General features: G+C 61.6%; 24 protein-coding genes and 2 pseudogenes. 7 read left to right on the top strand and 19 right to left on the bottom strand.

Annotated features, from left to right (window positions below):
- Positions 1-88: 88 nt before the first annotated feature.
- From AC5WNI_RS06260 to AC5WNI_RS06250, 3 genes and pseudogenes are all read right to left on the bottom strand, one after another.
- Positions 89-253 (bottom strand): annotated as a pseudogene (locus tag AC5WNI_RS06260) (tyrosine-type recombinase/integrase); the annotation flags it as partial.
- Between the two features lie 149 nt (positions 254-402).
- A pseudogene (locus AC5WNI_RS06255) lies at positions 403-534 on the bottom strand (tyrosine-type recombinase/integrase); the annotation flags it as partial.
- The gene (locus AC5WNI_RS06250; protein ID WP_279837487.1) at positions 513-977 is read right to left on the bottom strand and encodes a site-specific integrase; all 465 of its coding nucleotides are present in this window, start codon (positions 975-977) and stop codon (positions 513-515) included. The gene AC5WNI_RS06250 and the pseudogene AC5WNI_RS06255, both read right to left, overlap by 22 nt.
- Positions 978-1,553: 576 nt before the next feature.
- Here AC5WNI_RS06250 and AC5WNI_RS06245 point away from each other — a divergent pair.
- Positions 1,554-1,907, top strand: coding sequence for a hypothetical protein (locus tag AC5WNI_RS06245; RefSeq protein WP_043335079.1), 354 nt, complete (start codon positions 1,554-1,556; stop codon positions 1,905-1,907).
- 257 nt (positions 1,908-2,164) lie between these two features.
- Here AC5WNI_RS06245 and AC5WNI_RS06240 read toward each other — a convergent pair whose 3' ends face one another.
- The 6 genes from AC5WNI_RS06240 to AC5WNI_RS06215 form a co-directional block, all read right to left on the bottom strand.
- Positions 2,165-3,076, bottom strand: a complete 912-nt coding sequence (locus tag AC5WNI_RS06240; protein WP_253062196.1) for a LysR substrate-binding domain-containing protein — start codon at positions 3,074-3,076, stop codon at positions 2,165-2,167.
- A 139-nt stretch (positions 3,077-3,215) separates the two neighbouring features.
- Complete coding sequence (gene cuyB, locus AC5WNI_RS06235; protein WP_176676731.1) at positions 3,216-4,742, bottom strand: cysteate racemase; 1,527 nt, start codon at positions 4,740-4,742, stop codon at positions 3,216-3,218.
- Between the two features lie 91 nt (positions 4,743-4,833).
- Positions 4,834-6,156 carry a dicarboxylate/amino acid:cation symporter gene (locus AC5WNI_RS06230; RefSeq protein WP_495928922.1) on the bottom strand — a complete coding sequence of 441 codons (1,323 nt, stop codon included), beginning with the start codon at positions 6,154-6,156 and terminating at the stop codon, positions 4,834-4,836.
- Between the two features lie 315 nt (positions 6,157-6,471).
- On the bottom strand, positions 6,472-7,431 hold the full coding sequence (locus AC5WNI_RS06225) for an ABC transporter substrate-binding protein (RefSeq protein WP_176676729.1): 960 nt from the start codon (positions 7,429-7,431) through the stop codon (positions 6,472-6,474).
- A 326-nt stretch (positions 7,432-7,757) separates the two neighbouring features.
- Complete coding sequence (locus tag AC5WNI_RS06220) at positions 7,758-8,459, bottom strand: pseudouridine synthase (protein WP_175089874.1); 702 nt, start codon at positions 8,457-8,459, stop codon at positions 7,758-7,760.
- A complete protein-coding gene (locus AC5WNI_RS06215) occupies positions 8,459-9,373 on the bottom strand; it encodes a nitrilase family protein (RefSeq protein ID WP_176676728.1) in 915 nt (304 codons plus the stop codon). The genes AC5WNI_RS06220 and AC5WNI_RS06215 overlap by 1 nt, the downstream gene beginning before the upstream one ends.
- A gap of 330 nt (positions 9,374-9,703) precedes the next feature.
- Here AC5WNI_RS06215 and AC5WNI_RS06210 point away from each other — a divergent pair, with 330 nt between their 5' ends.
- From AC5WNI_RS06210 to AC5WNI_RS06200, 3 genes are read left to right on the top strand one after another with little or no spacing between them, the layout of a single operon-like run.
- On the top strand, positions 9,704-10,081 hold the full coding sequence (locus AC5WNI_RS06210) for a DUF1904 family protein (RefSeq protein ID WP_176676727.1): 378 nt from the start codon (positions 9,704-9,706) through the stop codon (positions 10,079-10,081).
- A complete protein-coding gene (gene rarD, locus AC5WNI_RS06205) occupies positions 10,078-11,028 on the top strand; it encodes an EamA family transporter RarD (protein ID WP_176676726.1) in 951 nt (316 codons plus the stop codon). Before AC5WNI_RS06210 ends, rarD begins: the two co-directional genes overlap by 4 nt.
- Before the next feature lie 47 nt (positions 11,029-11,075).
- Complete coding sequence (locus tag AC5WNI_RS06200; protein ID WP_176676725.1) at positions 11,076-12,140, top strand: YihY/virulence factor BrkB family protein; 1,065 nt, start codon at positions 11,076-11,078, stop codon at positions 12,138-12,140.
- A gap of 167 nt (positions 12,141-12,307) precedes the next feature.
- Here the strand turns inward: AC5WNI_RS06200 and AC5WNI_RS06195 are convergent, their stop codons facing one another.
- Positions 12,308-12,739 (bottom strand): OsmC family protein, encoded by a 432-nt coding sequence (locus AC5WNI_RS06195; protein ID WP_176676724.1) that lies wholly within the window; start codon positions 12,737-12,739, stop codon positions 12,308-12,310.
- Between the two features lie 419 nt (positions 12,740-13,158).
- Between AC5WNI_RS06195 and AC5WNI_RS06190 the strand changes: the two genes are divergently transcribed.
- Both AC5WNI_RS06190 and AC5WNI_RS06185 read left to right on the top strand, forming a co-directional pair.
- A complete protein-coding gene (locus AC5WNI_RS06190) occupies positions 13,159-13,656 on the top strand; it encodes a hypothetical protein (RefSeq protein ID WP_176676723.1) in 498 nt (165 codons plus the stop codon).
- 399 nt (positions 13,657-14,055) lie between these two features.
- Positions 14,056-15,219, top strand: a complete 1,164-nt coding sequence (locus AC5WNI_RS06185) for an oxidoreductase (protein ID WP_176676722.1) — start codon at positions 14,056-14,058, stop codon at positions 15,217-15,219.
- Between the two features lie 115 nt (positions 15,220-15,334).
- Here AC5WNI_RS06185 and AC5WNI_RS06180 read toward each other — a convergent pair whose 3' ends face one another.
- From AC5WNI_RS06180 to rloA3, 9 genes are all read right to left on the bottom strand, one after another.
- Entirely contained in the window at positions 15,335-16,501 is a 1,167-nt protein-coding gene (locus AC5WNI_RS06180; RefSeq protein ID WP_176676721.1) for an NAD-dependent epimerase/dehydratase family protein, read from the bottom strand.
- 2 nt (positions 16,502-16,503) lie between these two features.
- Positions 16,504-18,345, bottom strand: coding sequence for an ArnT family glycosyltransferase (locus tag AC5WNI_RS06175; RefSeq protein WP_495928919.1), 1,842 nt, complete (start codon positions 18,343-18,345; stop codon positions 16,504-16,506).
- A gap of 56 nt (positions 18,346-18,401) precedes the next feature.
- Positions 18,402-20,093 (bottom strand): ArnT family glycosyltransferase, encoded by a 1,692-nt coding sequence (locus AC5WNI_RS06170; protein WP_253062097.1) that lies wholly within the window; start codon positions 20,091-20,093, stop codon positions 18,402-18,404.
- A 101-nt stretch (positions 20,094-20,194) separates the two neighbouring features.
- Entirely contained in the window at positions 20,195-20,671 is a 477-nt protein-coding gene (locus AC5WNI_RS06165; protein WP_253062099.1) for a lipid-A-disaccharide synthase N-terminal domain-containing protein, read from the bottom strand.
- Entirely contained in the window at positions 20,671-21,555 is an 885-nt protein-coding gene (locus tag AC5WNI_RS06160) for a glycosyltransferase family 2 protein (RefSeq protein ID WP_253062101.1), read from the bottom strand. Before AC5WNI_RS06160 ends, AC5WNI_RS06165 begins: the two co-directional genes overlap by 1 nt.
- Positions 21,556-21,886: 331 nt before the next feature.
- Complete coding sequence (gene rlmF, locus AC5WNI_RS06155) at positions 21,887-23,053, bottom strand: 23S rRNA (adenine(1618)-N(6))-methyltransferase RlmF (RefSeq protein WP_176676719.1); 1,167 nt, start codon at positions 23,051-23,053, stop codon at positions 21,887-21,889.
- Positions 23,054-23,150: 97 nt separating this feature from the next.
- Positions 23,151-24,032 carry a siderophore-iron reductase FhuF gene (fhuF, locus tag AC5WNI_RS06150; protein ID WP_176676718.1) on the bottom strand — a complete coding sequence of 294 codons (882 nt, stop codon included), beginning with the start codon at positions 24,030-24,032 and terminating at the stop codon, positions 23,151-23,153.
- Between the two features lie 141 nt (positions 24,033-24,173).
- Positions 24,174-24,569 (bottom strand): thiol-disulfide oxidoreductase DCC family protein, encoded by a 396-nt coding sequence (locus AC5WNI_RS06145; RefSeq protein ID WP_176676717.1) that lies wholly within the window; start codon positions 24,567-24,569, stop codon positions 24,174-24,176.
- A gap of 69 nt (positions 24,570-24,638) precedes the next feature.
- Positions 24,639-25,235 (bottom strand): retropepsin-like aspartic peptidase RloA3, encoded by a 597-nt coding sequence (gene rloA3, locus AC5WNI_RS06140; protein ID WP_176676716.1) that lies wholly within the window; start codon positions 25,233-25,235, stop codon positions 24,639-24,641.
- Positions 25,236-25,502: 267 nt separating this feature from the next.
- Here rloA3 and AC5WNI_RS06135 point away from each other — a divergent pair, with 267 nt between their 5' ends.
- Positions 25,503-26,189 carry a DUF4396 domain-containing protein gene (locus AC5WNI_RS06135; RefSeq protein ID WP_176676715.1) on the top strand — a complete coding sequence of 229 codons (687 nt, stop codon included), beginning with the start codon at positions 25,503-25,505 and terminating at the stop codon, positions 26,187-26,189.
- The last annotated feature ends 59 nt before the right edge of the window (positions 26,190-26,248 follow it).

The following is a 26,248-nucleotide window of genomic DNA, read 5'->3' as shown; positions in this document are numbered from 1 at the left end:
CGTATATATTGCCTTTGCCTGCATGGCTCTGTAGGTCGAAAGCAGCCTCAGCGTTACTGACAGTGTAGTCAAACTATCATCTAATGTATTAGACATCCCTCAGTCTATCCAGCTTCTCCACCAAATCCTCCGCCCTAAGATGCGTATACCGCCGCAGCATCTGCATCGACTTGTGACCACTGATCGCGGCGACCTCCTGATCGGATAGTCCCGCCTCGACCAGCCGACTGACGGCCTCATGGCGTAGGTCGTGGTAGCGAAAGTCATCGAGCCCTGCTTGCTTCTTCGCTTGGTTCCAGAGCTTGGTGTAGGCGTAGGGCCACGCTTTCCATCCCTGCCGGGCTCACCGAAGAACACCAGGTCACAGTCAAGCGGGCGCACGGGGCTGTTCAGCGCTTGCTTGAATACCTCGGTGGCAGCCTGAGTCAGCGGTACCAGGCGGGCTTCGTTGTTCTTGGTATCGGTGAGTCGCACCACGCGGCGTCTCACGTCGACCTGTGAGCGAGTGAGGGTCAGGATCTCTGAGGAGCGCATACCCGTCTCCAGAGCGATTCTAGCGATCCAAGCCAGCATGGGGTTGCTGTGCTGCCGTAGCCGGCGAACAGACGCTTCTCCTCGTCGGGGCTCAGGCGCCTGTCGCGGCCTTCTCCAGGGCTGGGTTTGCGGATGTTCTGAACGGGGTTGCAGGTCAGGCCGAGGCCCCATTCCTGGATGGCCACGGTGTAGAGATGGCCGAGCAAGGCGAGCTCCAAGCGCACGGTATTGCCGCTGATGGACTGGCCACGATGGCCAATGCAGTTCAAAAGGGTGTCACGGAAGTTGGCGATCAACTCCGGCGTAAGCGCCGCGAGCGAGTATTTTCCCAAGTGTTCGATGAGCGTGTTGGCCTTGTGGCGTTCGCTCTTTTGGGTACTGGGCTTCTTGGTAGAGGTAACGTCGGCGAGGTAGCGTATCAACTGACCTTCTACTTTTAGCACGGCTACCGCACGGCGCTTACCGCTGGGGCGAGCTCCATCTCATGGTCTTCCACCATGGCGTCCTGCCTTGGCGAGAAATACATATCTGAATATAGGAGATTTCAAGAAACCTAATAATAGCCGAGTCGAGACATGCCCGAGAAGCAATCGTTAGTTCAATGCGACATCCGGCGTCGCATTAACGAGACACCAGACTCGATACTCAGCGCACCTCGCTGCACCCTCCCCTCTATCTCGCCCTGCTACACGCCGGAATTTTCCGCGCCATTCGCTAACGCTTACGTCTACTGTCTGACTGAACTGGTACCGAGCTTCAGGAAATTCATACGCCTGCGTAAGACATTGCCAACAAATCCCAAAAGTCCACTTTCCCCAGGCCCATGGGAAATTTCCGCCTCAGCACGGAAAATTCCGGCTTCTCGAGCCATCAGCTATCGATAACCCACTGATTTATAAAGAAAGTGGTGATAAGGGAGGCTCCGAATCGCCCGATCTCGTCCCACAGTCAAAACTCATATTGCACTGCAACAAAAACAGGCGTATCACTGTATTCATGTTCCTTACCTGGAGAGTACAATGGCTAAACAACCTGCCTGGTCAGAGTTGGTCCCGACGACGCCGGCTGCGATGTTCGATGTCTGGAAGCTGGGCACGACGTCGGTGGAGATGTGGTCGACAGCCATGTCGACCATCATGTCGCGCACTCAGTTGTGGGGAACCCAGTCGCCGCTGGACCCGAAGATGATCACCGAGAACCAGAAGATGGTGTCGGAGAAGATCGCAGCCAGCTGGGAGATGTGGTTCGTGATGCAGAAGGCGTGGATGAACGCGATGACGGGCGGCAAGGTGGCGCCGTGGTGGACGACGGGCACCCTCTTCATCAAGCCGTTGCACAAGCGCACGACGGCCAATTCGCGTCGACTGTCGTGAGAGGCAATGCATGACTTGCCGTTGCGGCCGATGCAGTTGCAGTCGATAGAGCTGCGAGCTGAGATGCGATCAGATACGGTTGAATGCGCTCAGATGCGCTTAGATGCAGTAATGCAAGACGGGAGCCCCAGTGGCTCCCGTCTTGCGTCGTGCTCTGGCGATGATGTCAGGTCATTGTTCTGGGCTTTCTTTTCCATTTTCTCCAGCCCTACCCCCTGAGCTTTCTTCCTCTGACCTGGTACGCCGCCAGCGAATTATCATTCTGATTCGAGGGCCTCGTCTTCGTCGGTCAGACAGGCTTGCCAGATGCGTTCGGCCACGCGCTGGTCGTGCTCGGCGTGGCGGAAGAGGCAGATATCCAGCGGCGCGGTGTGGCTGTCATCGCTGATGATGACGAGGCGCCCGGCGGCCAGCTCGTCGCGCACGGCGCGCTCCGGCACCCAGGCGATGCCGCTACCGGCGAGTGCGCCACGCTTGAGCACGTCAGACATCGAGCATTCGTAGCGGAAGTTGAGACGCGCGGCGAGGTTCTGGCGTCCGATGATCAGTGCGGTCAGTCGGCCGAGATAGCTGTCACTGGAGTAGCAGAGGTAGGGTTGCGGCGTGTCGCTGTCGAGGGAGTAAAGTGCCTGGCCAGCGTCATCGACGGCACTGACGGGCACCAGCCGCTCGGAGCCGAGCACGATGGAGGGATAGCGCACGATGTCGGTGAGCGTAGGCAGTAGCGGGCTGTTGTAGGCCAGCATCAGATCACAATTGCCGCTGATCAGGGCATCGACACAGCCGGCGACGTGGTCGGGCACGATGCGTGCCTTGAGATTGCCCAGTCGGTTTTGCAGCTGTTCATGCCAGTCGACGAAGAAGCTGACCGCCAGCGTGTGCGAGGCGGAAATCGAGACGACTTCTTCTATCTTGGGCACGAAGCCGAGCGCCTCATCACGGCCGACGCGCAATACCGAGAGCGCATCCTGGGCGGTGCGCTGGAAGGATTCGCCCGCGGGAGTCAGGCCGACGGGGAACAGGCTGCGGTCGATCAGGGTGGCGCCGACCCAGTATTCCAGATTGCGAATACGACGGCTGAAGGCCGGTTGCGTCACGTTGCGCAGGGTGGCGGCGCGCGAGAAATTACGCGTCACCGCCAGGGTGAGGAAGTCTTCCAGCCAGTTCATTTCCACGGCAAAGCACCTGAAGAGAGGCATGAATGAGGCAAAGGCACACAGCGAGCCTGCGTGAGCGCAGTATATCGCGTCGCTGGGTGTCTTTTCTTCAAGCTCTCTTCACTGGCTGATCGGATGGATGAAGCGCCAATCAGGCCTCGGCTTGCGCCAGTGCCACACAGCGCTGCGCGAGAATTTCCGCGGGGTCGAGCAGCGCTACCCGCTCACGCAGTGCCGCATCGAGCTCGATCAACGGAAGCTCGGTACAGCCCAGGATGATCACTTCTGCGCCCCGCGCCAGCAGGTGGGAAATGGCAGCCTGCAGATGCTCGCTGCACTCCCCTGCCGTATGGCCCGCCTTCACGCCGTGATGCCCGTAGATCGCCTCCATCACCTGGGTCTGACAGCGCGCATCGGGCACCAGCGTTTCACGCCCCGAGGCCTCGATGATGTCGTGGTAGACCCGACTGATCACGGTGCCGCTGGTCGCGATCAACCCGACCCGCGCCACCGGCGCCTGCATCGCCGCGATATGATCGACCACCGCCGTCAGCATGTTAATGATCGGGATGCCGATATAGGGCTGGATACGCGCCACGAAGGCATGCGCGGTATTGCAGGGAATCGCGATGGCATTGGCGCCATCGGCCTCCAGCCGCTGACAGGTCGCGAGCATCGGGATGCTCGGGTCTTCGCCCTTGCCGATCAGATTGGCGGTGCGATCGGGAATCTGCGGATTCTGCTCCACCACCATCTTGAGGTGGTCCTGATCGCGCTCGGCACGCGTCAGGCTGACCACCTTGCGCATGAAGTCCACCGTGGCCGCCGGCCCTACCCCACCGAGCACGCCAAGCTTGAAGTTGCGATTCTCGCGCTCGCGGTCCACGCCCAATGCGTATTCGGCGTAGATGAGGTTGGAGTCGAGCAAGGGCACCGGCACCAGCGGCTGCAGCGACTCCATCAGCACCGGAATCTCGCTCAGGCCCGGCACGATGATCTCCGCGCCCTGACTGACCAGGCCATCACAGGCCTCGAGCAACAGTTGCAGACACTCACCACCATGATGGCCACTCTTGATGCCGCTGGCCCCATAGATGGCCTGCATCAGGGCATTACGCTGCAGCGTGGCATCGGGGTAGATGACCTCGAGGCCATCACCTGCCACGAGGTTACCGTCTTGCGTGGCATCCGTGACAGCCATCGTGGCCTCCGGCTCCCCGAAGCGCTGCTCGAAGATACCGGAGGCGCGCACGTAGCTTGAGGTCAGCACGCCGATCTTGCGCACCTCGGGATAGTCGCGGCGAATGCGCGCCAGCAGCGCATCGAAGATATCGACGACGTTGACGCTGATTTCCGGGGTGATCTCGGCCAGGAAGGTATGCGAGAGAAAGCATGGCACCATTGCGTTCTCGACCTTGCCCTGCATGTCCTTGAGCACGTTGTAGACGTAGAACTTGCGTCGCAGCGGGTCATAGGCCTCCGCGGCGATTCCCGGCCCGTCATCGAAGTGACGTTGCTCGAAGGCGATATCCACCCCGCCCGGTGGCTTGCAGTACTGCGCCGCGCGCACCGTCTTGAGCAGGACATCCGCGCTGCCGATCGCCCCCAGGCCGCCCACGACGCCGTAGCGGACGACAGAGGGGCTGGCTTTATGTGAAGGTGCGTTGGGGCGTTCCATGACGATGTTCTCCTGATGTCCTTGACACGCTTATCACGCGGATGCCGACAAGCCGATGATGATGACGCGGTTGGTGTTCAGACAAGAGCGCTCAACTGAGCTCTGAGCGCATGACGTGGGGCGTATTGAAGACTTGCTCGTCCAGCTCGCCTTCGCTCTTGGCGACCAGGCAGCTGACGGCGCAGTCGCCCGCCACGTTGAGGCCGGTACGTGCCATGTCGAGCACACGATCGATGCCGGCGATGATGGCGACCCCTTCCAGCGGCAGGCCGACGGAGGTCAGCACCAGCGAGAGCATGATCAAGCCGGCTCCCGGCACACCGGCGGTACCGATGGAGCCCAGCGTCGCGGTCATGATGATGGTGACGTATTCGGTCATGCCCAGATCAACGCCATAGGCCTGGGCGATGAACAGCGCGCAGACGCCCTGGTACAGCGCGGTGCCATCCATGTTGATGGTCGCGCCCAGCGGCAGCACGAAGCTCGAGACACCCCGCTTGACGCCCAGATTCTGCTCGGCGGCCATCATGGTCACCGGCAAGGTGCCGGAACTGGAGGTGCTGGTGAAGGCGAGCATGATCGGCTCGACACTGCCCTGGAAATAGCGCAGCGGGTTCAAGCGCGCCAGAAAGCGCAGCATGCCGCCATAGACCACGATGGCATGCACGAAGCAGCCCAGATAGACGATGCCGATCACCTTGGCCAGCGGCGCGAGCATCGCCAGGCCATAGGTACCGGCCACCCAGGTCATCAGGGCGAAGACACCGTAGGGGGTGAAGGCGATGATGATGCTGGTCATGCGATAGATGATTTCCGCTGCGGACTCGAAGAACACGCGTACCGGACGGGCTTTCTCCCCCACCAGCGTGATGGAGAGGCCAAACAGGATCGCAAAGACGATGATCTGCAGTACATTGCCTTCGGCGAAGGCTTCGACGGCATTGGTCGGCACCAGCCCGAGCAGCGTATCGACGGCGGTCGGCGCTTCACGCACCTCGACATTGGCCGCGCTGCCCAGGACGATCCCGACACCCGGCTGGAAGACGGTGGCCAGCCCCAGGCCGATGGTGATGGCGACCGCCGTCATGCCCAGATAGAGCACCAGCGTCTTGACGCTCAGGCGCCCGATCTTGGAGAGGTTGTTGAGCGAGGCCACGCCAGTGACCAGCGAGATGAAGACCAGCGGCACGATCAGCATCTTGATGCCGCGGATGAACAGGTCACCCAGCGGTTTGATATCGGCGGCGATATCGGCGCGCCCGGTCTGGTTGAGCACGATGCCCAGCCCCAGGCCCAGAATCAGTGCGATGAAGATCTGCTTCCACAGCGCCAGTCTTGTCCAGGGAGACAGAAAGCGCGCAATGGGCCCGGGAGAGCGGGGTATCGGGGCGGAGGAAGAACCTGAATCAGCCATGAGTGTTTCCTTCTTGTCATTGTTCTTGGCTGCGCGTGGAAGCAGCGCAGAGTGCAGACTGATGGTGATACAGGCCCCTATCTCGCGACCAATTCTTTATTTGGATTTTCCATGCAAGATTTGCATGACAGTGATTTCACCCCCTGGTGCGCGACACACCCGAAGCTATTCCCGTCTCTGACGCTGTGCGCTTTCTTGACACGTTCGCTGCTGTAGAACGCACGAAGCCCGCTCAATGAGCGGGCTTCGTGTTCTTACCACTATATTCAAGGTGCTGCATCCGCAAAGATCAGCGGCACCTTTTCAAGCTGTCAATCATGCCTCCGGCAGGCCAAGTGCCTCCTTGACGGCCGGCCAGGCAGGTTCGCCATCACGGGTGGTCACGCCATCCAGCCAGGCCTTGACCTTGCCCGGATTGGCCTTCATCCATGTTCCCGCCACCTCTTCCTGCGGGCGCTCTTCCTTGCCATAGCCATAGATGAGTTCACTCTGCTCCTCGGAGGTAAAGGAGATCTGATCCAGGAAGACGGAGGCATTGGGATGCGCTTCAGACCATTTCTTGTTGGCCAGAGTTCTCACGTCACTCTTGCCGCCGCCCGGCCCCCACAGGTCTTCTGGATCATCGAGGAAGACCATGTCGTATTCGACGCCCATCCAGTGCGGAGTCCAGCCGACGAACATGACCCACTCATCACGCTTGATGGCATTGGCGACTGTTCCAAGCATGCCGGCAGTGGAAGACTCCTTGAGGTCCCAATCGCCGAGGCCATAGATATCCTCATCGACGGCACGGTTGGCGATTTCACTGGAACCCGAGCCGATCTCGATGGAATAGATGGTCTTTTCGAACTTGTCGGCAAATTCCGGCTTGTCGACATCATGCAGTGAAGTGACACCGGCTTCAGCCACATAACGCGGTACGGCGAAATTGGCCCGTGCACCGTTCACGTTATTGCCGAAGTCGACCATGGCGTCCTTTGCCATCGCTGCATCGTACATGGTGCTCTGCCCCGGCAACCAGGCGGCCAGGTAGACATCGACCTCACCGAGCGAGATGCCTTCGTAGGTGATCTGCGCGCCCAGTTGGCGGGTGGTGGGAGAATAGCCCAGCGCCTCGAAGATTTCGGAGGCAATCTCGGTCTTCATGGTCACGCCCGGCCACGGCGGCGCCGCGAACACGACACTGGCGTCTTCCGCGGCAGTCGCCGGCGCTGACAGCGTTGCCAGCAGCAGACCACTGCCCGCCAACGCCATGCGCAGCGGCAGGGGTTTCATCAGGGAGGATCTGGCAAAGGGAGACGACTTGGTGAAGGGGGACGACATAGTGGATTTTCCTCGTTGTTGTTATGGATACGCCATTGTCATGAAAATACCGGAAACAAGCGTTTGATTGAAGGCGACCTCTGTATAAACATCACTTCTGCAAAACGCGCTTCCCGCAAAGAAATCACAATGCGAGCAGACGAACAGCTACCTTAAGCGCGATCGTTGGATCGATACAAGACACGGCGGCCAACGACGCGCACGAAAAAGCCCCCGCCATTCGTGAAAATGACAGGGGCTTTTGATGATGCATGCGCTGATGCATCAGAAGCCAACGATCAGAAGCTGGCGATCTCTTCCGGACGCAGGAAACGGCATTCGCCCGGCTCCAGCTCCGGGTCCAGCTCGACAGCCCCGATGGCTTCGCGATGCAGGGCTTCGACGTGATTGCCGATGGCCGCGAACATGCGCTTCACCTGGTGATAACGGCCTTCGGTGATCCACAGCAGACCCACGGTGGCGGTTTCCATCTCGAGACGCGCCGGACGCGTCGGCTTCTCTTCCCCATCCAGCATCAGGCCGTGCTCGAAGTCCTCCACGGCGCGCGCCAGCTCATCGCCTTCCAGCGGGCGCGCCAGGGTGACGCGATAGCGCTTGGCACAGGCCTTCTTGGGCGAGGTGACACGATGGTTCCACTGGCCGTCATCCGTCATCAGCACCAGGCCGGTGGTGTCGACATCGAGACGCCCAACGATGCTCAGGCGCTCGACATTGGGCAGATCGATCAGGTCATGCGCGCGCTCATAGAGGCCCGGCTTGCTGGTGCATTCCACATTGGCCGGCTTGTACAGCATCAGATAGCGCAGCCCCATCAGCTCCAGGTGCTCGCCATTCCATTCGACGCGCATGCCGTCCTTGACGGCGCTCGCGGTGTTCTTGACTACCTCACCATCCACGGTGACATCGCCGCGGTGCACGACCTTCTTGGCATCGCTACGGCTGAGATCCGTGGTTTCGGTAAGGAATTTGTCCAGGCGCATCAGGCCTCCAGAGTGAAATGATCGGCGTCCATCCACGCCGGAAACTTGGTTCGAAACTCGTCGAGCGCGCCGCGTTCAAGCGTCACGGTCTCGATGAAGGGCTGGTCTGGCGCGGGGTCGAGGATGGGCTCGCCCTTGAAGTCGCAGACCATGGAGTCGCCGGTATAGTGCAGCCCGTTGGCGTCGTCACCCACACGGTTGACGCCCACCACATAGGCCAGATTCTCGATGGCGCGCGCCTGCAGCAGCGTGCGCCAGGGATGACGCCGTACGCCCGGCCAGTTGGCCACGCACAGCAGCAGGTCATATTCAAAGGCGCTGTCGGCGGCGGTCTCGGCAGCACTCACGCCACCGATGACGGGACGCTGACGCAGCCAGGTCGGGAAGCGCAGGTCATAGCAGACAGAGAGCTGGATCCGAAAGCCGTTGAGCTCGACCAGCACCCGCTCATAACCCATGCCATAACGCTCATGCTCACCGGCCATGCGGAACAGATGGCGCTTGTCGTAATGCGACACCTCACCGTCGGGCGTGGCCCACAGCATGCGGTTGTAACACTCGCCGTCATCCAGCACCGCGATGCTGCCGGTCATCACGCAACCACGGGTGATGGCCTGCGCCTTGAGCCAGTCGACGCTCTCGCTGGACTCCATCGGCTGCGCCATCTCACGCGAATTCATGGTGAAGCCGGTGGCGAACATCTCGGGCAGCACGATCAGATCGGTTGCGACATTGCGGCCATCGGCGCCCAAGACCAGGCCAGCGGCATCCAGCTGTTCGCCGAGCAGACGGCAGTTCTCCGCCGGGTCTTCCCAGCGCAGGTCCGTCTGCACCAGGCTGACACGCAATGTCGCCCCTCGCGAGGCATCGCCAGCACTCGCTTGTGGGGAAGTCGCCTGTGGCTGTGTCGTCATGGTCGTCGTGCCTCCCTGCTGACTGAATGGGCGCTTGAGTGGCGACCGGCGGATGCGCGTCGGCGTGAGCCTTGCCCACCCTGCCACTGGTCATGCCACGCCTTGAAAGCGCTCATTCTACCGTCTGTGGCGATCAGATGTGAGAGGCAAAGCATGATCTGTCATCGCCGTAGCGCTCATCACGCACACGAATCCCTGGCGGCGGGTGTGAGCATCAGAAGCCAGTGATATATTGGCGATGAACGCAAGGCCACCACACCAGGTTGCGGCGGCGTCAGTTCACCGCGAGCTTGCTCGCCCCCTCCCCATCCCGACTCACAGGAGAGCTTCATGCCTCAGCTTCGCTTCCACGGTGTCACGCCTGCCCGTCTTGCCCCTGTCTCGCGCGCACTGATCGATCAGCTGAGCGAAGCGACCGCCACCGCGCGCGACGAATTCACGCTGGAGTGCATCACCACCCAGTATGTGTTCGATGGTCAGCTCGTCGATGCCTTCCCCTTCGTCGAGGTGCTGTGGTTCGAACGTGGCAAACAGGTGCGCGATCTGTGCGCCCAGTCCATCGCGCAGGCCATGAACGAGGCCGGCTACCCAGAGGCCGAAAGCTTCTTCATCGCGCTTGAACCGTCGGGCTACTACATCGCAGGTAAACCGCTGGCGCAGATCGCAGGCAAACCGCTGGCGCAGGATGGTTCGAGCGACTCCGCATGAGGCGGGAGCAGACAAGCCCCTCTGTCGAGAGTCTGGCCAAGGCACGCCGCGAGAGCGCCAAGGGCGTCGGCTTCGGACTGGGCGCCTATGTGATGTGGGGCTGTTTTCCGCTCTACTTCGCGCTGTTCGAGGGCATTCCCGCCTGGGAAGTGCTGCTGCACCGCATCCTGTGGAGCTGCGTGTTCATGGTGCTGCTGATCAGCGTCATCCGGCGCTGGTCACCGGTGCGCGCTGCCTTCGCCGAACCCCGCAAGCTTGTGCCTGTGCTGGCCTGCTCGATCCTGATCGCGCTCAACTGGGGCATCTACATCCACGCGGTAGAGGTGCATGAGGTACTGCAGGCAAGCTTGGGTTACTTCATGACGCCGCTGGTCAATGTCGGGCTGGGCATGCTGTTCCTGAAGGAACGCCTGTCGCGCGTGCAGCTGTTCGCGCTGGGGCTGGCCATCCTCGGCCTGAGCCTGCAGCTGGTCGGCCTGACGGAACTGCCGTGGATCACGCTCTCGCTGGCTGTGACCTTCGGCACCTACGGGCTGCTCAGAAAGCGCATCGCGCTGGATGGCCTGTCGGGCCTGCTGGTCGAGACGATGATGCTCGCGCCACTCGCGCTACTGCTGATCGGCGGCCAGTGGTTCTCGGGCGAATCGCACTTCACGGCCAGCGATGTCGGCCCGCTTGAACTACCCGCCAGCGTGCTGATGATGTCCAGCGGCGTGCTCACCGCGCTGCCGCTGCTCGCCTTTGCCGGTGCGGCGCGTCGCCTGCGACTCGCCACGGTGGGCTTTCTGATGTACATCAACCCGACCATGCAGTTTCTGATCGCGCTGCTGATCTTCAAGGAAACCCTGCATCCGACGATGCTGATCACTTTCGTGCTGATCTGGAGCGGTCTGGCGCTCTATACCGCCTCGACGTTCTTCCAGCATCGCGCTCGGCAGCGCGGCTGATATCCCCCTTGAACCGACATCACGAACCAACGCGAGGATGCCCAGCCATGCCAGACCCTGCTGCAGACTCCGTGAGCAGCCGCCTGTTGCGCTTTCTGCCGCGCCTGCTGGCCTTCGCCCTGCGCGTCATCGGACAGTTCATCGCCAACCGTGGCGTGCTGCTGGCCGGGGGCGTCGGTTACAACATCCTGCTGTCCAGCGTGCCGCTGTTCGCCTTGCTCTGCGTGCTGCTGACGCACCTGGTGGATGAAACTCGCCTGATGAGCATCATCGCCATTCAGGTCCAGCATCTGGGGCCGGGCCAGGAAGATATCCTGCTGGACGCGGTGCGCAAGCTGCTGGCCAATCGCGAGGTGATCAGCTGGATCGGCATGGGCGGCTTGCTGTTCTTCGCCGGGCTGGCCTTTCGCATGCTGGAAGACGCCATTGCGCTGATCTTCCATCAGCATCCAGTGATTCGTAAGCGCAGCGCGTGGATTTCCGCCCTGCTGCCCTACGCCTTCGTGATGGTGCTGGGCGCGGGCCTGCTGGCGCTGACCCTGCTGGTGGCGCTGGCCTCGGCGATGAATGATGCCCTGACGCTGCTGACCGGCATCGAGCTGACCCTGGGCGATGCCGGCAGCGAGGTGATCTATCTGATCAGCATCGTTGGCATGTTCGGGCTGTTCAGCGCCATCTACAAGATACTGCCCCAGACCCGCGTCTCGACCCGCCGCGCGCTGGTCGGGGGTCTGGTCGCGGCCACCCTGTGGGAGCTGACACGCCTCGCCTTGAGCTGGTACTTCACCCACCTGTCCTTCGTCGGTGCCGTCTACGGCTCGCTGGCGACGCTGATCGTGCTGCTGCTGGGGCTGGAGATCGGCGCCGTGATCCTGCTGCTCGGCGCCCAGGTGATCGCCGAGCTGGAGCAATGCTCACGCGAGAACATTCGCTGGTATTGCACGCCGGATCGCAAGCCACTGACGCGGCTGCAGTCGCGCCGCAATGCCATGCAGCATGCCGGCGAGATCAGCGAGGATGAGGCAATGGAAATGAGCCCAGACAGGAGGTCAGGCAAGGGGGCAGAAAGCGAGTCAGCAAACGGTTCTGAAAGCGGCTCAGACAAGCGCTAGTACACGCGCTGGGAAAGCTCACCGCGCGCACAACGAAAAAACCGCCCCGAGGGGCGGTTTTTCATGCTCGCATCGCAGAGATGATGCCTGCGGTCACGCGAGTCATTGTCGTCGTGATCAGCGCCTGAGGGCTGTTCATCTGCAACGGCTCGCCTGCAGGCGACGCCTCAGTTGACCAGCGAGGCTTCCAGCGAGATCTCGGCGGTGAACAACTTGGAGATCGGGCAGCCGCCCTTGGCCTTCTCGGCGGTGGACTGGAAATCTGCCTCGCTGATGCCCGGCACATCGGCCTTGGTCACCAGGGCTATCTTCGTCACGCTGAAGCCGCTGTCTTCCTTGTCCAGATGGACGGTGGCGGTGGTATCGATGGCCTTGGGCTCATGCCCCGCCTCGCCCAGCATCATCGAGAGTGCCATCGAGAAGCAGCTGGCGTGGGCCGCCCCGATCAGCTCTTCGGGGTTGGTGCCAGCGCCATCTTCAAAGCGCGTATTGAAGCCGTAAGGCTGATCCTTGAGCGCACCACTTTCACTGCTGACAGTGCCTTTACCCTGCTTGACGCTACCTTCCCAATGCGCGGAACCGGTTTTCTTGATCGTCATGCCTGTCTCCTTGACTGGGTGAACACTCAGGGCCGTTGCCCTGTCCCTCCCACATTGTCATGGCACGCCATGACTTCAAGGGGCGTCTGCCCTTTTGCCATCACAAGTGTCTGATCGATCGCGTGCCGGCTGCGCCTCACTCGAGTGAGCAAGACATGCCACCCACCCCGACGAGTGCGCCCGTCGCCACGGCCAATTATTGAACAAGAGTTGAATTCCCTTGGTATGCCCCGATAACTGTTCCATCGATTACCCGGCGCGCAACGCCGAGTTACAGTCACTCACATCATCCTCTCATGTCTGGCAGCGCGCACTCGCAAGAGAGCGCAGCATTGCCGACACCTCATGCGTCGCCGGTGAATCCCTCACCCGCGCGGCTGCCGACACCGGCAGCCAGACCCGCAAGGAGTCCCCTCATCATGTTCTACAGAACCTCGACAGCCATCACTGACGACAATGCCTCTCTCCATCGCCTGCGCACTGATCTGCTCTTAGGCAAGCGACCTACCGCGAGCACCCGCCTGCGCCGTGGCATCGGCGCCGCCGCAGTGATGCTGGGCCTGCTGGGCCTCTCCCCGGCTCAGGCCTTCGACGAGATGAACACCGAGACAGGGACCAGCGGCGCGGCCTCTTCCCAGCATTCCTCGCAGGGCCAGCCAACGCCCAGCCACTCGAAGCGCACCGCAGACGGCGCAGCTGACAACGGCGCGCACTATCAACAGAACGAACAGCCCGAGGCACGGCAGCAAGCCAAGGACAACGCCACGCACCAGGTACAGAAAAGCCTCGATGGCGGCAAGATCGGCAGCCAGGGCGGCCGCCACGCCAACACGGGCCAGGCCAAGCCGACCGAGAACTGGTTCGGCTGCCCGCCCTCCGGTAGCAGCAAGCAGAACGCCCAGTGCGACGGCAAGTGATCATCAGCACGGAGCACTCGCCATAGGCACGATTGGCGCTCAAGACGCAGGCCCCGCAACCCACGGTAGCGGGGCCTGCGTCGTTGCGCGCATATGCTTATGTGCATGGAAAGCAGCACTGCGTTGCCACTTCATGCAGCAACCCTGAATTGTTTGAGAAAAAAACTCGCAAATTCAGTCAATTACATGCACAGGTTGTCAAAACGACAACACTCTCCTTCCAGCGTTCCGGCTTGTGACCCCCAGGTGCGGCAGGCACGATATAGGGCATACAGATGATCCGTCGATCATTCATTCAGGCCACCGCACTGCGTCGATCTTCACCTCTTCGTGCACGCAGTTGCTCAGGGCCTACGACCGGATACGACAGCGGAATGCTTTCCGCGGGAGACGTACTAGATGACAGACACCACCGCACTGTTCACCCCCCATGCCTTCGCCGGGCTGGAGCTCGACAATCGCCTGGTGCTCGCCCCGATGACGCGCACCAGCGCGCAGGATGACGGCCAGGTGCACTTTGACATGGTCGATTACTATCGCGATTTTGCGCGGGGCAACTTCTCGCTGCTGATCACCGAAGGCATCTACACCGATGAAGCCTTCAGCCAGGGCTACGCCAACCAGCCGGGGCTGGCCAACCAGGCGCAGCAGGACAGCTGGCGCCCGGTGGTCGACGCCGTGCATCAACAAGGTGGGCGCCTCATCGCCCAGCTGATGCATGCCGGCGCCCAGACCCAGCACAACCGCTTCAAGGACGAGGTCGTCGCCCCCTCCGAGAGCCGCGCCAGTGGCGAGATGCTCAGCTTCTACGGTGGCTCCGGCCCCTTCCCGCTGGCCCGCGAGATCAGCGAAGCGGAAATCCATGACGCGATCGCCGGCTTTGCCACCAGCGCCCGTCGCGCCAAGGAAGCCGGCTTCGATGGTATCGAGCTGCATGGTGCCAACGGCTACCTGATCCACCAGTTCATCAGTGAGCGCTTCAATCAGCGTGACGATGCCTGGGGCGGCGACGCCATCGCACGTCTGGCCTTCCCACTGGCGGTCATCCGCAGCGTGCGTGAGGCGGTCGGCGCCGACTTCGTCATCGGCATGCGCCTCTCCCAGGGCACCGTGACCGAGCCTGAGCTCACCTGGCAGGGCGGCCCTGACGAGGCCCGCGAGCGCCTCGCCAAGCTAATGGAAGCTGGGCTGGATTTCCTGCACCTGACCGGCAGTGATGTCGATGCCCCCGCCTTCCCCGAGGCAGACGACGAGCGTGAGCGCAGCCTCAGCCTGACGGCGCTTGCCGACCAATCACGCAAGGCACTGGAGTCAGACATCACGCTGATCACCAATGGCAATGTCGCCAGCGTCGCGAAGGCCCAGGCCGCCCTGCAGCACGCGGACCTGGTCGCCATCGGTCGCTCGGCGCTGGCCAATCATGACTGGCCCAAGCGCGTACAACGCGGTACCTGCCTCACCGAGTTCGACTTCTCGATGCTGTCGCCGCTGGCCACGCTGGCCAACGAGGAAGACTGGCGCATCGCCAACGACAAGCCTGCCAATTGCGAGGGTCGCTGCTGATAGCGGCTGACAGGCAAGATACAAGGAGCCCCGCCAGTTCACTGGCGGGGCTCCTTGCGTTGTAGGGGTGGACGCTTCTCGACCTGACCTCAGATATACAGCCGCTGAATCCCACTCAGGCCTTCAAGAGAGTTCCACTACTGAAGGCCAAGGCCGTCATGGCGGACATGCCGGCCTTTGTCATGCGTCCAGAATGTCCACCTGCAGCGACGCCTGCTTCATCAGGACATCTCACCCGGGGCGATTGCTCATCATCGGTTTCTCTCAGCAATGACGGATACTGTTGCGCCCACTCAGCCAACTCCTCAAGCCCTGTGGCAAGACTGACACTGGGGCGAAAGCCGGTCAGCGTCTCGAGTGTCGAGGTATCTGCCCAGGTACGCTCGACATCCCCTGGCTGCATCGGCAGCAGACGCTTGCGAGCCGGGACACCCAGCGCTGCCTCGAGGCCATTGATGAAGTTCCCCAAAGCGATGGGCTCACCACGCCCGAGGTTCAGGACACGCGAGGGAGCGGCATTCACTTCCTGCGTCGGCGGCAGGTGCATAAGTCGGTAGATGCCCTCCACGATATCACTGACATGGGTGAAATCACGTGCCATCTGTCCATGGTTGTAGACATCGATCACCTCGTCGGCCAGCAGCTTGCGTGCGAAACGAAGTGGCGCCATGTCCGGGCGCCCGCGGGCACCATACACGGTAAAGAAGCGTAGCCCTGTCACCGGTAAACCATAGAGATGCGCGTAGCTGTAAGCCATCAATTCATTTGAGCGCTTCGTAGCAGCGTACAGCGAGAGCGGGCGTACACCCGCCTGGGATTCCTGCAGAGGCTGACGGGTATCATCCCCGTAAACGGAACTGCTGGAAGCATAGAGCAAATGGCTCGGGGCCGTGTCACGACAAGCCTCAAGAAGATTGACGAAGCCGACCAGGTTGCTGTCGACATAATCAAAAGGCTGAGCGATGGAGTGGCGCACCCCAGCCTGGGCCGCCAGATTGACGACGACATCAAACTCCTCCTCCTGCATCAATGTGCGAAGCGTCTCACGTTCGACAAGATCCAGCTTGACGAAGCGAAAGCTGCCCAACCGGCGTGCATTCCCGGGGGCAGCAACGCACTGCCCGGCAAGTGCTTCGAGACGTGTCAGGCGGTGCTGCTTCAGCGCCAACGGATAGTAGGGGTTGAGATTGTCGAGACCGACGACCTGCAGGCCTTCCTTCAAGAGTCGCTCACACAGAGCAGCACCAATGAAACCTGCAGCCCCAGTTACCAGTATCTTCATGCTCATCGTTTCTCCTGAACGGTCATGACCAACGCCGTTGGTGCTGATGAGGGGCCGCCCAATGCCGCTGCGGGTACCGTCAATAATCGGTGGCGTCCCTGACGAAAGACCGGCGTGGCATTGTCTCCATCGTCTACTGCCGCCTGACACCAATCACGCATGCCGGCCAGAGGGCCTGGCGTGTCGGGTAGACGCAGACATTTGTCAGCCTCGATTATCAACCAGCCATCGGGATGCGCTGCCTGCCAGGAATTCAGCTGACTCGAATCGCGCTTCAATTGCTTCAGCGGTTGGGTCAGTCGCCCCAGAAACTGCCAGGTTGCCTGATAGTCCCAGCCAACGACGGCCACCTCCTGGCCCTCCTGTTGATGGTGCTGAACCCATTGAGCCAGGGCAGTCTGATCCAGACGTGGCCATAACGGACGTAATGTCAGGGCCAGCAAGCAGGTCACCAGCAACACGCTGCCCAGCGCCAGTCGCCGCTGAGCATTCAGCGCGCTATTGCCCAGTGACTCAGCGGCAGGTGTTTGAGCCGTGATGGAGCGTCTCGCCTCATCCACGGAAGGCCATAGCCATACCATCAAGGCCAGCAAGCTAGCTCCCGCCATGAGACACGCAAGGCTTGCGTTGCCCGAAGCCACCAGCGCTGCATGGGTCGGCAGAAATGAGGCATCAGCCAGCCAGCCTGCGGGCATGACGATGACCGCCAACGCCAGGCTTGTCAGTCCCAGGCCACCGCTGATCATCGCCAGCAGTTTCAGCGATGTGCGAGCCGGAGGCTGGCGCAGAGCAGCCCAGGCCAGCAGCAGACTCACCGGTACCAGTAGCGGCATCAGATAATGCACTTGCTTGCCGGAGATAAGTGAAAAGACCAGCAGTCCGCCCAGTGCCCAGAAGCGTCCCAGCTTCAGCAAGGGTTGCTCTGACGTTGGCCGCCGAGCAACCGAGGCCAGAAACCCCTCGATCAGCAATCGCGGGCGCAAGCTGAGCGGGAAGATCAACACCGCCAGCCACGGTAGATACCACCATGGCGGTCGAGCATGATCCTGCGCGGAGATGACGCGGCTTGCCGTCTGGCCCCAAAGCAGATCCTCGACATAGTCGGGAGGACCAGTGATGACGGCGGGAAGCAACCAGATGCACAACACCGCGATGCCCAGCAGCAGGCTCAACACCCAACCGCGCCACTCACAGCCCCACACCTCGCGGGCTTGTGCTTGCGTCCACCAGGGGCGCGAGCCGACCACCAACAGAAACCACAAGAGTGCGACCGGCCCTTTGGCCAGCAAGGCCAACCCCAGCCACACACCACTCTCGAGCACGACGCTCAGACTGAACGGCTGCCCTCCCTGTGGTGTACACCAGGGCCGCAACGCGCCCAGTAGACACGTCGTCAACAGCACATCGAACATCAAGGCCTGGCTATAGAGCACCCACATCAGACAACCGGCGAGCATCAAACGCACCATGCGTACCCAAAGCTCATGTCTCTGCCGTTCGGCATCGGCCAGGCCAGTGGCCGGCCTCAGGGTGCGGGCGACACGCCCTATCTGCCAGATACCCAGCAGACTGACCAGCGGCATCACCAATCTTGGCCAGACATCATTGACTCCGAAGACCACCCATCCGGCGTGAACCAACCAGAACAACAGTACCGGCTTGTCAGCGTAGGCCGCCCCGTTCATGGTCGAGACGAACCCGCTGCCGGCATGCCACATCTCCCATGCCACCGAGACATAGCGAGTTTCATCGATGGACAGATAGGGTCGTGCCAGCGCTGCTGACATCAGCAACACTCCCCATAGCGTCCAACATATTCGCTCGCTGGCATTCAGGTTGATCAACGAATGGGACCCCCTACCCACCAGGGATATCGCACATGAAAGTTGCTTCTGACACTTCACGGCTGAACCTCCGGCATCAGAGTATGTCGCTGGGGAAGTCCGATCAGCTGTGCCGCTTCATTCGAGACCGAGGTCGGCGCCAGATACATCGGCGCAGCATCGGGATTGCCCTGACATTTCACGGCCGCGCTACCAGGTAGCAGTACCCATTGCTCATCCGGCTCATTCAATGTGATGGCCTGTGCACCATCCAGACAGGCATGCCGCTTGAGCTTGCGGGGTGTCAACAAGACCCAGCGGTTCTGCGGGGCCTCCTTCAGCCATGCATAGAGACGCGAGAATTGGTCTTCCTCCGGCGTCTTGTAACCGAAGTGCCACAATGGCTGGCGCGCCTGCAGGATGTATTGCTCACGAAAGTCGGGAATAGCCAATGCCTGGTAATCGCTCTTCTCGGCAACCTGCGCCATCAGTAGGGCAGGATTGCGAACCGGGTCCATCAATCGTGCCCCCCAGGTGCCCCACAGAATCCAGAACACCACGAGCCAAATCCCCAAGGCCAACAAGCCGTTCCGTGGTTTCAGCCAGGCACAGAGCGCGATACCACTGCCACCCAGCAGCCCCCACCACCCCCACGGCACAACCCCCTCCTTTTCGGCAAGCGTCACCAATGCCGGGTACCCGAAGACACCGAGCAGTGCCGCGATCAGGAAGATGCCTGCCAGTCCGGCGCAAAGTGCAAACCCCAGCCAGGAGACATGAGGCTTACGTGAGAACCCCGGCAACATGGGTGCCAGGCCGATCACCAACAGCGGCAGCGCCGGCAGGATATAGACTCCCCGCTTGCCTGGAGACAATGAGAAGAAGACCACCATCAATGCCGCACCCACCAGGGGCAGCCAGACTCGTAGATCGCGGCGCGAGAAGCTGCGAGCGAGTGCCTTCGGCCACGAGGGTAGCGTCAGCAGCAGCGGCATCCATGCCCAGGGAATCACACTGGTCAGGAAGTAATGCCAAGGCTTCAGATGATGCCAGCTGTCGGTATATCGCTCAGCGGTCTGCTTGAGCAGGATGTTGTCGCGATAGGCGGCAAGCTCCGAATCGCCGGACACGAAGGACATCACCAGCATCGGCCCTACCCAGAGCAGCGGAGCCGCCAGCATCCAGCAGAGTCCGATCAACAGCTCGCGTGATGTCAGCTGCCCTGCGCGACGACCACTGCTGCGCCAAGTCGATGCGTGACGCGCAGCCATCAGCCAGAAAGGCAACATCAGCAACGGCAGGAACCCGACCCCCTTGGTGAGGATGCCAAGCCCCATCGCAAAGCAGCCGAGATAGAAATAGCGCACGCCATCATTGAGCAATGCATGCCGCAACAATCCCCAGCTACCCAGCAGGATGAAAGCAGTAACCAGCATGTCGATCTGAGCCGTACGAGCCTGCAAGATGAACTGCACTGACGCGAGCAACCACAGCCCGGCAATGAAGGCTGTGTGCCGGCCATGCAGGCGGCGAATCAGGTCCACGCTCAGCCCCAGAGTCGCGGCCCCGGCCACCAGCGATGGCAGGGCAAAGCCGATGCGGATATCCCCCACCAAGCCAGTGGACAAGGAACTGAGCCACATGAAGATCGGCGGCTTGTCGGGATAAAGCTCTCCCGCGCGGTGTGGCAACCACCAGTCCCCCGTGATCCACATCTCGAGACCATTGAGCGCGAAGCGTGGCTCATCGGCAGGCCACGGCATACGCATGCCAAGCCCGATGGCAGAGACAGATAGATACAACGCCCCCAGGACCCACCAGGGATGGCGGGAAAGTCTTCGGTACACACCGCCAGCTGGCGTCATTGCCTTCATGCGCCTGTCCCTTGGTGCCGAACGGAATTGGCATGGAGGTGTGCCACTTCAGTCTTGAGTCGGGCGTTTTCTATCTCCAGCGACGCGAGCCTGGCCTTCAGGGAGTCGTCAGTGCCCAATGCGCATTCTTCCGTCTTGCCACAAGCGTGTTCGACGACAGTGGACTCCTGCGGTGCCTGGGACGACGCTTCGCTGCTAGGCGACGTGAGTGACCGGCGATCCCGCTTGATCAAGCTCAGATTACGCAGATAGATGAAAAGCCCTGCCCCCTGACCGGCAATGAATACCGGGTCCTCGCGATGGATGGCATACGCAAGCAGCGTCATGCCACCGGCAAGCGAGAACCACCAGAAGGCACGAGGAACGATGGAACGACGTGCCTTCTCACTGGCCAGCCACTGAATGATGAAACGCGCCGAGAACAGCGCCTGGCCTCCAAAACCGACAGCGACCCACCACGGACTGACATCCATCAGCAGGCACCCCGCGCCACGTCGGCCTGGTCCGGGTTGCTGTCACCTGCTGCTGCATCGTGACCGTCAGCCTGATATCTAGAGGGGGAGTCAAACAGGCTTGTTGGCGCGGATGCAGAGGGCGTCGACACGTGCGTCCCCACCAACGGCAGCGAACCATGGTCGATGGCCTCACTGGCAGCATGGCCAAAGATATTCTCGAGCGGTGACGGTAGACGCGAGCGACGCACAAGCCACATCACTCCGACAATATCGGCAATACCGACCCAGAGCCGATCGAAGAAGCCGTATTTGGATACTCCTGCCACTCGTTCGCGGTGCCGGACTGCCAATGACTGCACCTTGCCACCCTGGGCGCGAACCAGCGCCGGAAGAAAACGGTGCATGTGGTCGAAATACGGCAGCCGAAGGAAGACATCACGACGCATGACCTTGATTCCGCAGCCGGTATCTGGCGTGTCATCGTGCAGCAGCGCTTGTCGGATGGCATTGGCCAAGCGTGATGACACACGCTTGACGGCATCATCGCGGCGTTGCGTGCGATGACCAGCTACCAGGTCGAGCTTTTCGAGCGTTGCCAGTGACAACATGTCCGGCAAGTCCGCTGGATCATTCTGGCCATCGCCATCCAGGGTCGCCAACCATCGACCGCGCGCCAGCCGGGCAGCCTGCCACAGCGAAGTACTCTGTCCGAAACTGGTGCCATGGTGATAGGGACGCAATCGTGAATCTTCCTGCGCAGCCTGCTTGAGCCAACTCCAACTGCCATCACTGGAACCATCATCCACCACGATGATCTCGTAGCGCTGCCCCGCAAGCGCCTCATGCACCTCGGCAATAAGGCTCGGCAAGTTGTCACGCTCATCACGAGCCGGTATCAACACCGAAACTCCTCCGCACAAGGGCTCCTCGCCCTGCGCCAAGGGGTGGTCTGGACCAGGCGATGTCATGGTGATCGCGGACTTCATGGAATAACTCCTGAGCAATGACTGGGCGTCGAGCAAGCCGGATAGATGACAGATCCTGGAGCGATCGGAACCGGCAGGCTGCGCGTTTCTGGCAGAAAGTTTGCCCGCAAACTATTAAGGCAGGCTTAAGTGAAGCGCGGATGACAACCGCCAATGCAAGAAGCCCCCGTCGCGCTGGGCGACGGGGGCTTCAATGCAAAGACATCATTGAGTCGAAGACTCTCTTGATACGGCTATGACAGACGCTTCACTTCCCTTGCCAGTGATCCCGCCCCCACTGCCGACGCTGGTCGGGCGTGAGATACGACCAGGCCACGAAGCGGCTGACCTTCTGCCCCTGGGACATCTCGATCACTCGGACCTCGCTGGCGCCACTGCGCTTGAGGGCTTTCCTGATACCGGTCAGGCTCGCCGAATGCGCGACCAGCGAGGTGAACCACAGGCACTGCGAGGCGACGTTGCGGCTCTCCTGGATCATGCGGGTGACGAAGACTTCTTCCCCGCCCGGACACCATAGCTCGGCCGCCTGACCCGCGAAATTCAGCGCAGGCGCGTTACGTGACCCACTCTTGCGTGGGCCATTGCCGCGCTGCTGGCGCGACTTGTCGAGCCCGCGCCATTTGCGCTGCGATTCCCGCGCCATATCGGCTTCGCTGGCATGGAACGGCGGGTTGCACAGCACCAGATCGAAGCGCTCATCCGCGCCCCAGATACCAGCGAAGTGGCGCGTGCGATCAGTCTGCAGACGCACCTCGATCTGGCCCTTGAGGCGCAGATTGGCGCTCACGATCGCGCGAGCCGAGTCGATCGCCTGCACGCTGATATCACTGCCGACCATCTGCCAGCCAAAGCTGCGATTGCCCAGCAGGGGGTAGATGAGGTTGGCGCCAGTGCCGATATCCAGCGCGCGCACGTGCTCACCCGCCGGCAGCTGACCGCCATTCGCTTCACTGATCAGGTCCGCCAGGTAATGCAGATAATCGGCGCGCCCGGGGATGGGCGGACAAAGATAGCCGGCAGGAATGTCCCAGTGGGCGATGCCGTAATGGCGACTCAACAGTGCCCGATTGAGCGCCTTGACCGCCACGGGATCAGCGAAGTCAATGGACTCGCTGCCAGCGGGTGTCTTGATCACGAAGGCCGCCAGTGCCGGGCTCGCCTTGACCAGCGCAGCCATGTCATAGCGCCCACGATGCGGGTTGCGGGGATGCAGCTGACCCTTGCGAGCCGGGATCACCTTGATGGAAGGCGACTTGTTGGAAGGCGCCTTGGCCGCGCTGGACTTCTCGCGGGCCGCAGGATCTCGACGGCCAGCCGCGGTGCCCTGCTGACGTCTGTCAGCCGAGTCGTGTCGGGAGGATGCGCCGGACTTGGCGAAGGAGGCACCGCGTGGGCGGCGCGAAGACGAGGACATGACGACATACCGAACAATGACAGGGGGCGCCATCTTACCAGAGGGCACCGAACAACACAGGACGCTGCCCCTCAGCTGCCACTCAGGACGCTATCTATCAGGACAGGTCGCTACCGATCAGCGCCGCGCGCGAGTTGGCACGCTGATCGACCCGACGCGTCTGGGCGCGGCGGGCCGGTGCACGCTCGATGCTCAGCGGGCAATTGCTGCAATAGCCCAGACACTCGATGCGATAACGCACGCAGCACACCTTGCGCGGCGTATGCCGTTCGCCATGGCGGTCCATCACGTCGCTGACCGGCTGATAGAGCGGATTGCGCCGCCCGTCGGCCAGAATTCTGGTCGCCATCAGCTGACGTGCCGGCGCCGCCTGCGCGACCCAGCCCTGCTCTTCCAGCATGCCGACGATATAGACGAAGTAATGCGCCGCGTTGCTCCAGAAGACCTTGGGCCCCAGCGCAGTGTGCGGCACGAGGCGCTCGATGACGGCCTCAAGATGTGCCAGGTAGCCCTGGAAGCGAGCCTGGAGACGCGTCGCCTCATCGGCCGACTCGATCTCCGCCGGGAGGCTTGCGCCCTGCCCCGCCGCATCATCAAGTATCAGCTGAGTGACTACGCCATGCTCGCCAAGGCGCAGCGAAAGGTGCCGAAGCTCCAGCGGCAGTTGATGGTCCAGCAGCAGATTGGCCGCCAGCGGCAGCGATACCATCGAGGACAACAGGTACTTGGACCACTGGGAAAGCAGCGCCTGCTCATCGGGGCCGCTGTGGTGAGAAGCGGCGTCTGCCGAGCTGGTCTCGTATTGCATGCCATGCGCGGCGATGCACGCCGCCAGCCAACCGGGGCTGAGCACATCGCGCGCCGGCACGACACGCTGGAGCGACGCCTCATCGCCTTCCTGCACCTGAGTGTAGGTAGTGATCAGGTCGCGATAGGCAACCATCGGACCGGCAAAGAGCGGGGAAAGCGCGTCGATCATCGGGAAGCTCGCAGACGTGAAGAAACAGACAGTGCCTCACATACTAACGAAAACTATTAGCATTTGCATATCAAAAGAGCATGATAAACCAGCAGGGCTTCCCATGGGGGAGCCAGCTCACTGCATCAGGCTCGTCGGCACTCACAACCTGCCATCCCGACACAGTCGACGCCGCACCCAGGCGTCGTAGACTCGCGTCAGCGCCGGCTCGATCAGCGGCCGCGTGATCAGCCACCCCAGCCAGGCAAGGCCGGGGATACGCGCTAGCAGCAGGCGGTACGCCGGCATGCCCTCACGGATCTGCCCTTGCGCTGTCTCGACATGCAACGACAGCAATGCCTGCTCAAGGCCGATGCCGCGAGCGGCGAGATGCTCGGCGTTATCCGTCGCATCCCACCACTCCACGTTGGCGTCTTGGCGCGACAGCCGCTCGTAGCGGGCGCGTTCACGACGACACACCGGGCAGCGCGCGTCGTAGTAGATCTTGATGAGTGGCAAACCGTCACGCTGAGGTCGCTGGCTGGCGGCATCCGGCATGCTGGCCCCCCTCTTGTGATGAAAATGCGCGGTACGCGTTCCTCAATGAGCGTTCAGCGCGACATGAGATCAGGACGCCGCGCCGATGCGGTCGGAATATTCCTTGTCTTCATAGCGATGCAGCGGCGCGTCTTCGGCACAGTCCGGGCTGGTCTGGAAGGTCTTGCGCACATCGAGCACACCCAGGCTCTGAATGGTGCGACGCCCCAGCAGCACGGGATAATTCATGCCGTCACGATCGCGCAGACTGAACTGCTCCTCGTAGCGCTCGCCGCCCATGCACAGCGTCATCAGCACCACCGGGCGCGTATCACGTCCGCCTGCACCGGACACCGTCAGGTCACGATACAGGGGGCGTTCGAAGGTATTCTCGACCTTTTCACCCTTGGTCTCATCCTCGACCTCGACATCGAAACGCACCCATTCCTCGTCATCACGCTCGAAGGTCTCGATATTCTCGGCATGCATCGAGGAGGTCAGCGCGCCGCTATCCAGCTTGGCCTTCACCATCACGCCCCACGGCTCGATGGTCGCCTTTTCCACCCAACCGAAGACTTCATCGTCTGCCGCCTGGGCCACGGCTGGCGCGGCAAGCGAGGCAATCAAACCGATACCGGCGAATTGACGTGCGGCGCGTGCGAGGGATGTAGCAGCGTGTCTCGACATGATGGCTCCAGGAAAAAGTGGCGACGTTGCAAGGACAATACCCGACATCCTTCACCATGGAGGCTTGCGGCAAGGTTAACAAGGCGTGAGAGCACACCCTCGCCTGTTCTTCTGCCCCCTGTCCCCCTGTCAGGCGAAAGCAACTGGCGGTTGCGAGCAGGCGATGACAAGCCACCCTTGATATGGCGCGCTGCCCCCACCAGCTATCAAGGAGGGCCGCGCCATCAGCGGGCTGCCACCTGCAACATCCACTCGACGGAGGTCATCATGCAAGACCTGTTACGTGAGTCACTTTCCCACTGGAGCCTGCTGCTGTGCTGGCTGTTGCTGATGGTACCGGCGCTGATCTGGGTCGTGCGCGATCTGACCACGAAGAATGCCCACCTGGCCCCGATGATGAAGTGGGTGTGGGGACTGACCACGCTCTACTCCGGTGTCGTTGGCCTGCTGGTCTATCGTTTCGCCGGGCGCCGCCAGATCGCCGCCAACGGTGATGCCCGCAAGGGGCTGAGAAGCGTCGCGCACTGCTACTCGGGCTGCGGACTGGGGGAATTCGTCGGCGTCAGCCTGGCGGTGGGCCTGTTGGCCATGGGCAATATCTCCACCGCCATCATCACCTTCCTCTTCGCTTACCTGTTCGGTTTTCTGCTGACGGTCGGCCCGATGCTGCAGGGTGGCAGTGACGACAAGCCGCAGGTGATTCGTGATGCCTTCAAGAGCGAGACGGCCTCCATCGTGGTGATGGAAGTGGTGGCGATTTCCGTGGACCTCTGGCTTGCGGGCGGCGCCGGCATGCATCAGCCGCTGTTCTGGAACTCGCTGATCATTTCCTTGAGCCTGGGTCTGCTCGCCGCCTGGCCCGTCAACGTCTGGCTGGTGAAGCATGGCGTCAAGGGTGGCATGGCGGACCCACGCGAGACGGCCCCGCAAGCGCAGCACCATGCACATTGCTGAAGCGCGTGCACTGCTGAGACACGCCGAGCGTTGAGTATTGAGTGTCGAGACATGAAAAA

The organism is Cobetia sp. PDI-12MA, from assembly GCF_059507695.1.
Note: the sequence above shows the minus strand (reverse complement) of the source record. Positions and strands in the feature narration are given on the sequence as shown.

Bases quoted from the DNA above. Each gene is read 5' to 3' on its own strand.
- cuyB (WP_176676731.1), bottom strand. From the start codon at position 4,742: ATGGAACGCCCCAACGCACCTTCACATAAAGCCAGCCCCTCTGTCGTC.
- rloA3 (WP_176676716.1), bottom strand. From the start codon at position 25,235: ATGTCGAGACACGCTGCTACATCCCTCGCACGCGCCGCACGTCAATTC.
- AC5WNI_RS06195 (WP_176676724.1), bottom strand. From the start codon at position 12,739: ATGACGATCAAGAAAACCGGTTCCGCGCATTGGGAAGGTAGCGTCAAG.
- rarD (WP_176676726.1), top strand. From the start codon at position 10,078: ATGAGGCGGGAGCAGACAAGCCCCTCTGTCGAGAGTCTGGCCAAGGCA.
- AC5WNI_RS06245 (WP_043335079.1), top strand. From the start codon at position 1,554: ATGGCTAAACAACCTGCCTGGTCAGAGTTGGTCCCGACGACGCCGGCT.
- fhuF (WP_176676718.1), bottom strand. From the start codon at position 24,032: ATGATCGACGCGCTTTCCCCGCTCTTTGCCGGTCCGATGGTTGCCTAT.
- AC5WNI_RS06215 (WP_176676728.1), bottom strand. From the start codon at position 9,373: ATGACGACACAGCCACAGGCGACTTCCCCACAAGCGAGTGCTGGCGAT.
- AC5WNI_RS06210 (WP_176676727.1), top strand. From the start codon at position 9,704: ATGCCTCAGCTTCGCTTCCACGGTGTCACGCCTGCCCGTCTTGCCCCT.
- rlmF (WP_176676719.1), bottom strand. From the start codon at position 23,053: ATGTCCTCGTCTTCGCGCCGCCCACGCGGTGCCTCCTTCGCCAAGTCC.
- AC5WNI_RS06240 (WP_253062196.1), bottom strand. From the start codon at position 3,076: ATGAACTGGCTGGAAGACTTCCTCACCCTGGCGGTGACGCGTAATTTC.
- AC5WNI_RS06170 (WP_253062097.1), bottom strand. From the start codon at position 20,093: ATGCGTATGCCGTGGCCTGCCGATGAGCCACGCTTCGCGCTCAATGGT.
- AC5WNI_RS06225 (WP_176676729.1), bottom strand. From the start codon at position 7,431: ATGAAACCCCTGCCGCTGCGCATGGCGTTGGCGGGCAGTGGTCTGCTG.
- AC5WNI_RS06145 (WP_176676717.1), bottom strand. From the start codon at position 24,569: ATGCCGGATGCCGCCAGCCAGCGACCTCAGCGTGACGGTTTGCCACTC.
- AC5WNI_RS06230 (WP_495928922.1), bottom strand. From the start codon at position 6,156: ATGGCTGATTCAGGTTCTTCCTCCGCCCCGATACCCCGCTCTCCCGGG.
- AC5WNI_RS06200 (WP_176676725.1), top strand. From the start codon at position 11,076: ATGCCAGACCCTGCTGCAGACTCCGTGAGCAGCCGCCTGTTGCGCTTT.
- AC5WNI_RS06180 (WP_176676721.1), bottom strand. From the start codon at position 16,501: ATGAAGATACTGGTAACTGGGGCTGCAGGTTTCATTGGTGCTGCTCTG.
- AC5WNI_RS06190 (WP_176676723.1), top strand. From the start codon at position 13,159: ATGTTCTACAGAACCTCGACAGCCATCACTGACGACAATGCCTCTCTC.
- AC5WNI_RS06185 (WP_176676722.1), top strand. From the start codon at position 14,056: ATGACAGACACCACCGCACTGTTCACCCCCCATGCCTTCGCCGGGCTG.
- AC5WNI_RS06135 (WP_176676715.1), top strand. From the start codon at position 25,503: ATGCAAGACCTGTTACGTGAGTCACTTTCCCACTGGAGCCTGCTGCTG.
- AC5WNI_RS06165 (WP_253062099.1), bottom strand. From the start codon at position 20,671: ATGGATGTCAGTCCGTGGTGGGTCGCTGTCGGTTTTGGAGGCCAGGCG.
- AC5WNI_RS06220 (WP_175089874.1), bottom strand. From the start codon at position 8,459: ATGCGCCTGGACAAATTCCTTACCGAAACCACGGATCTCAGCCGTAGC.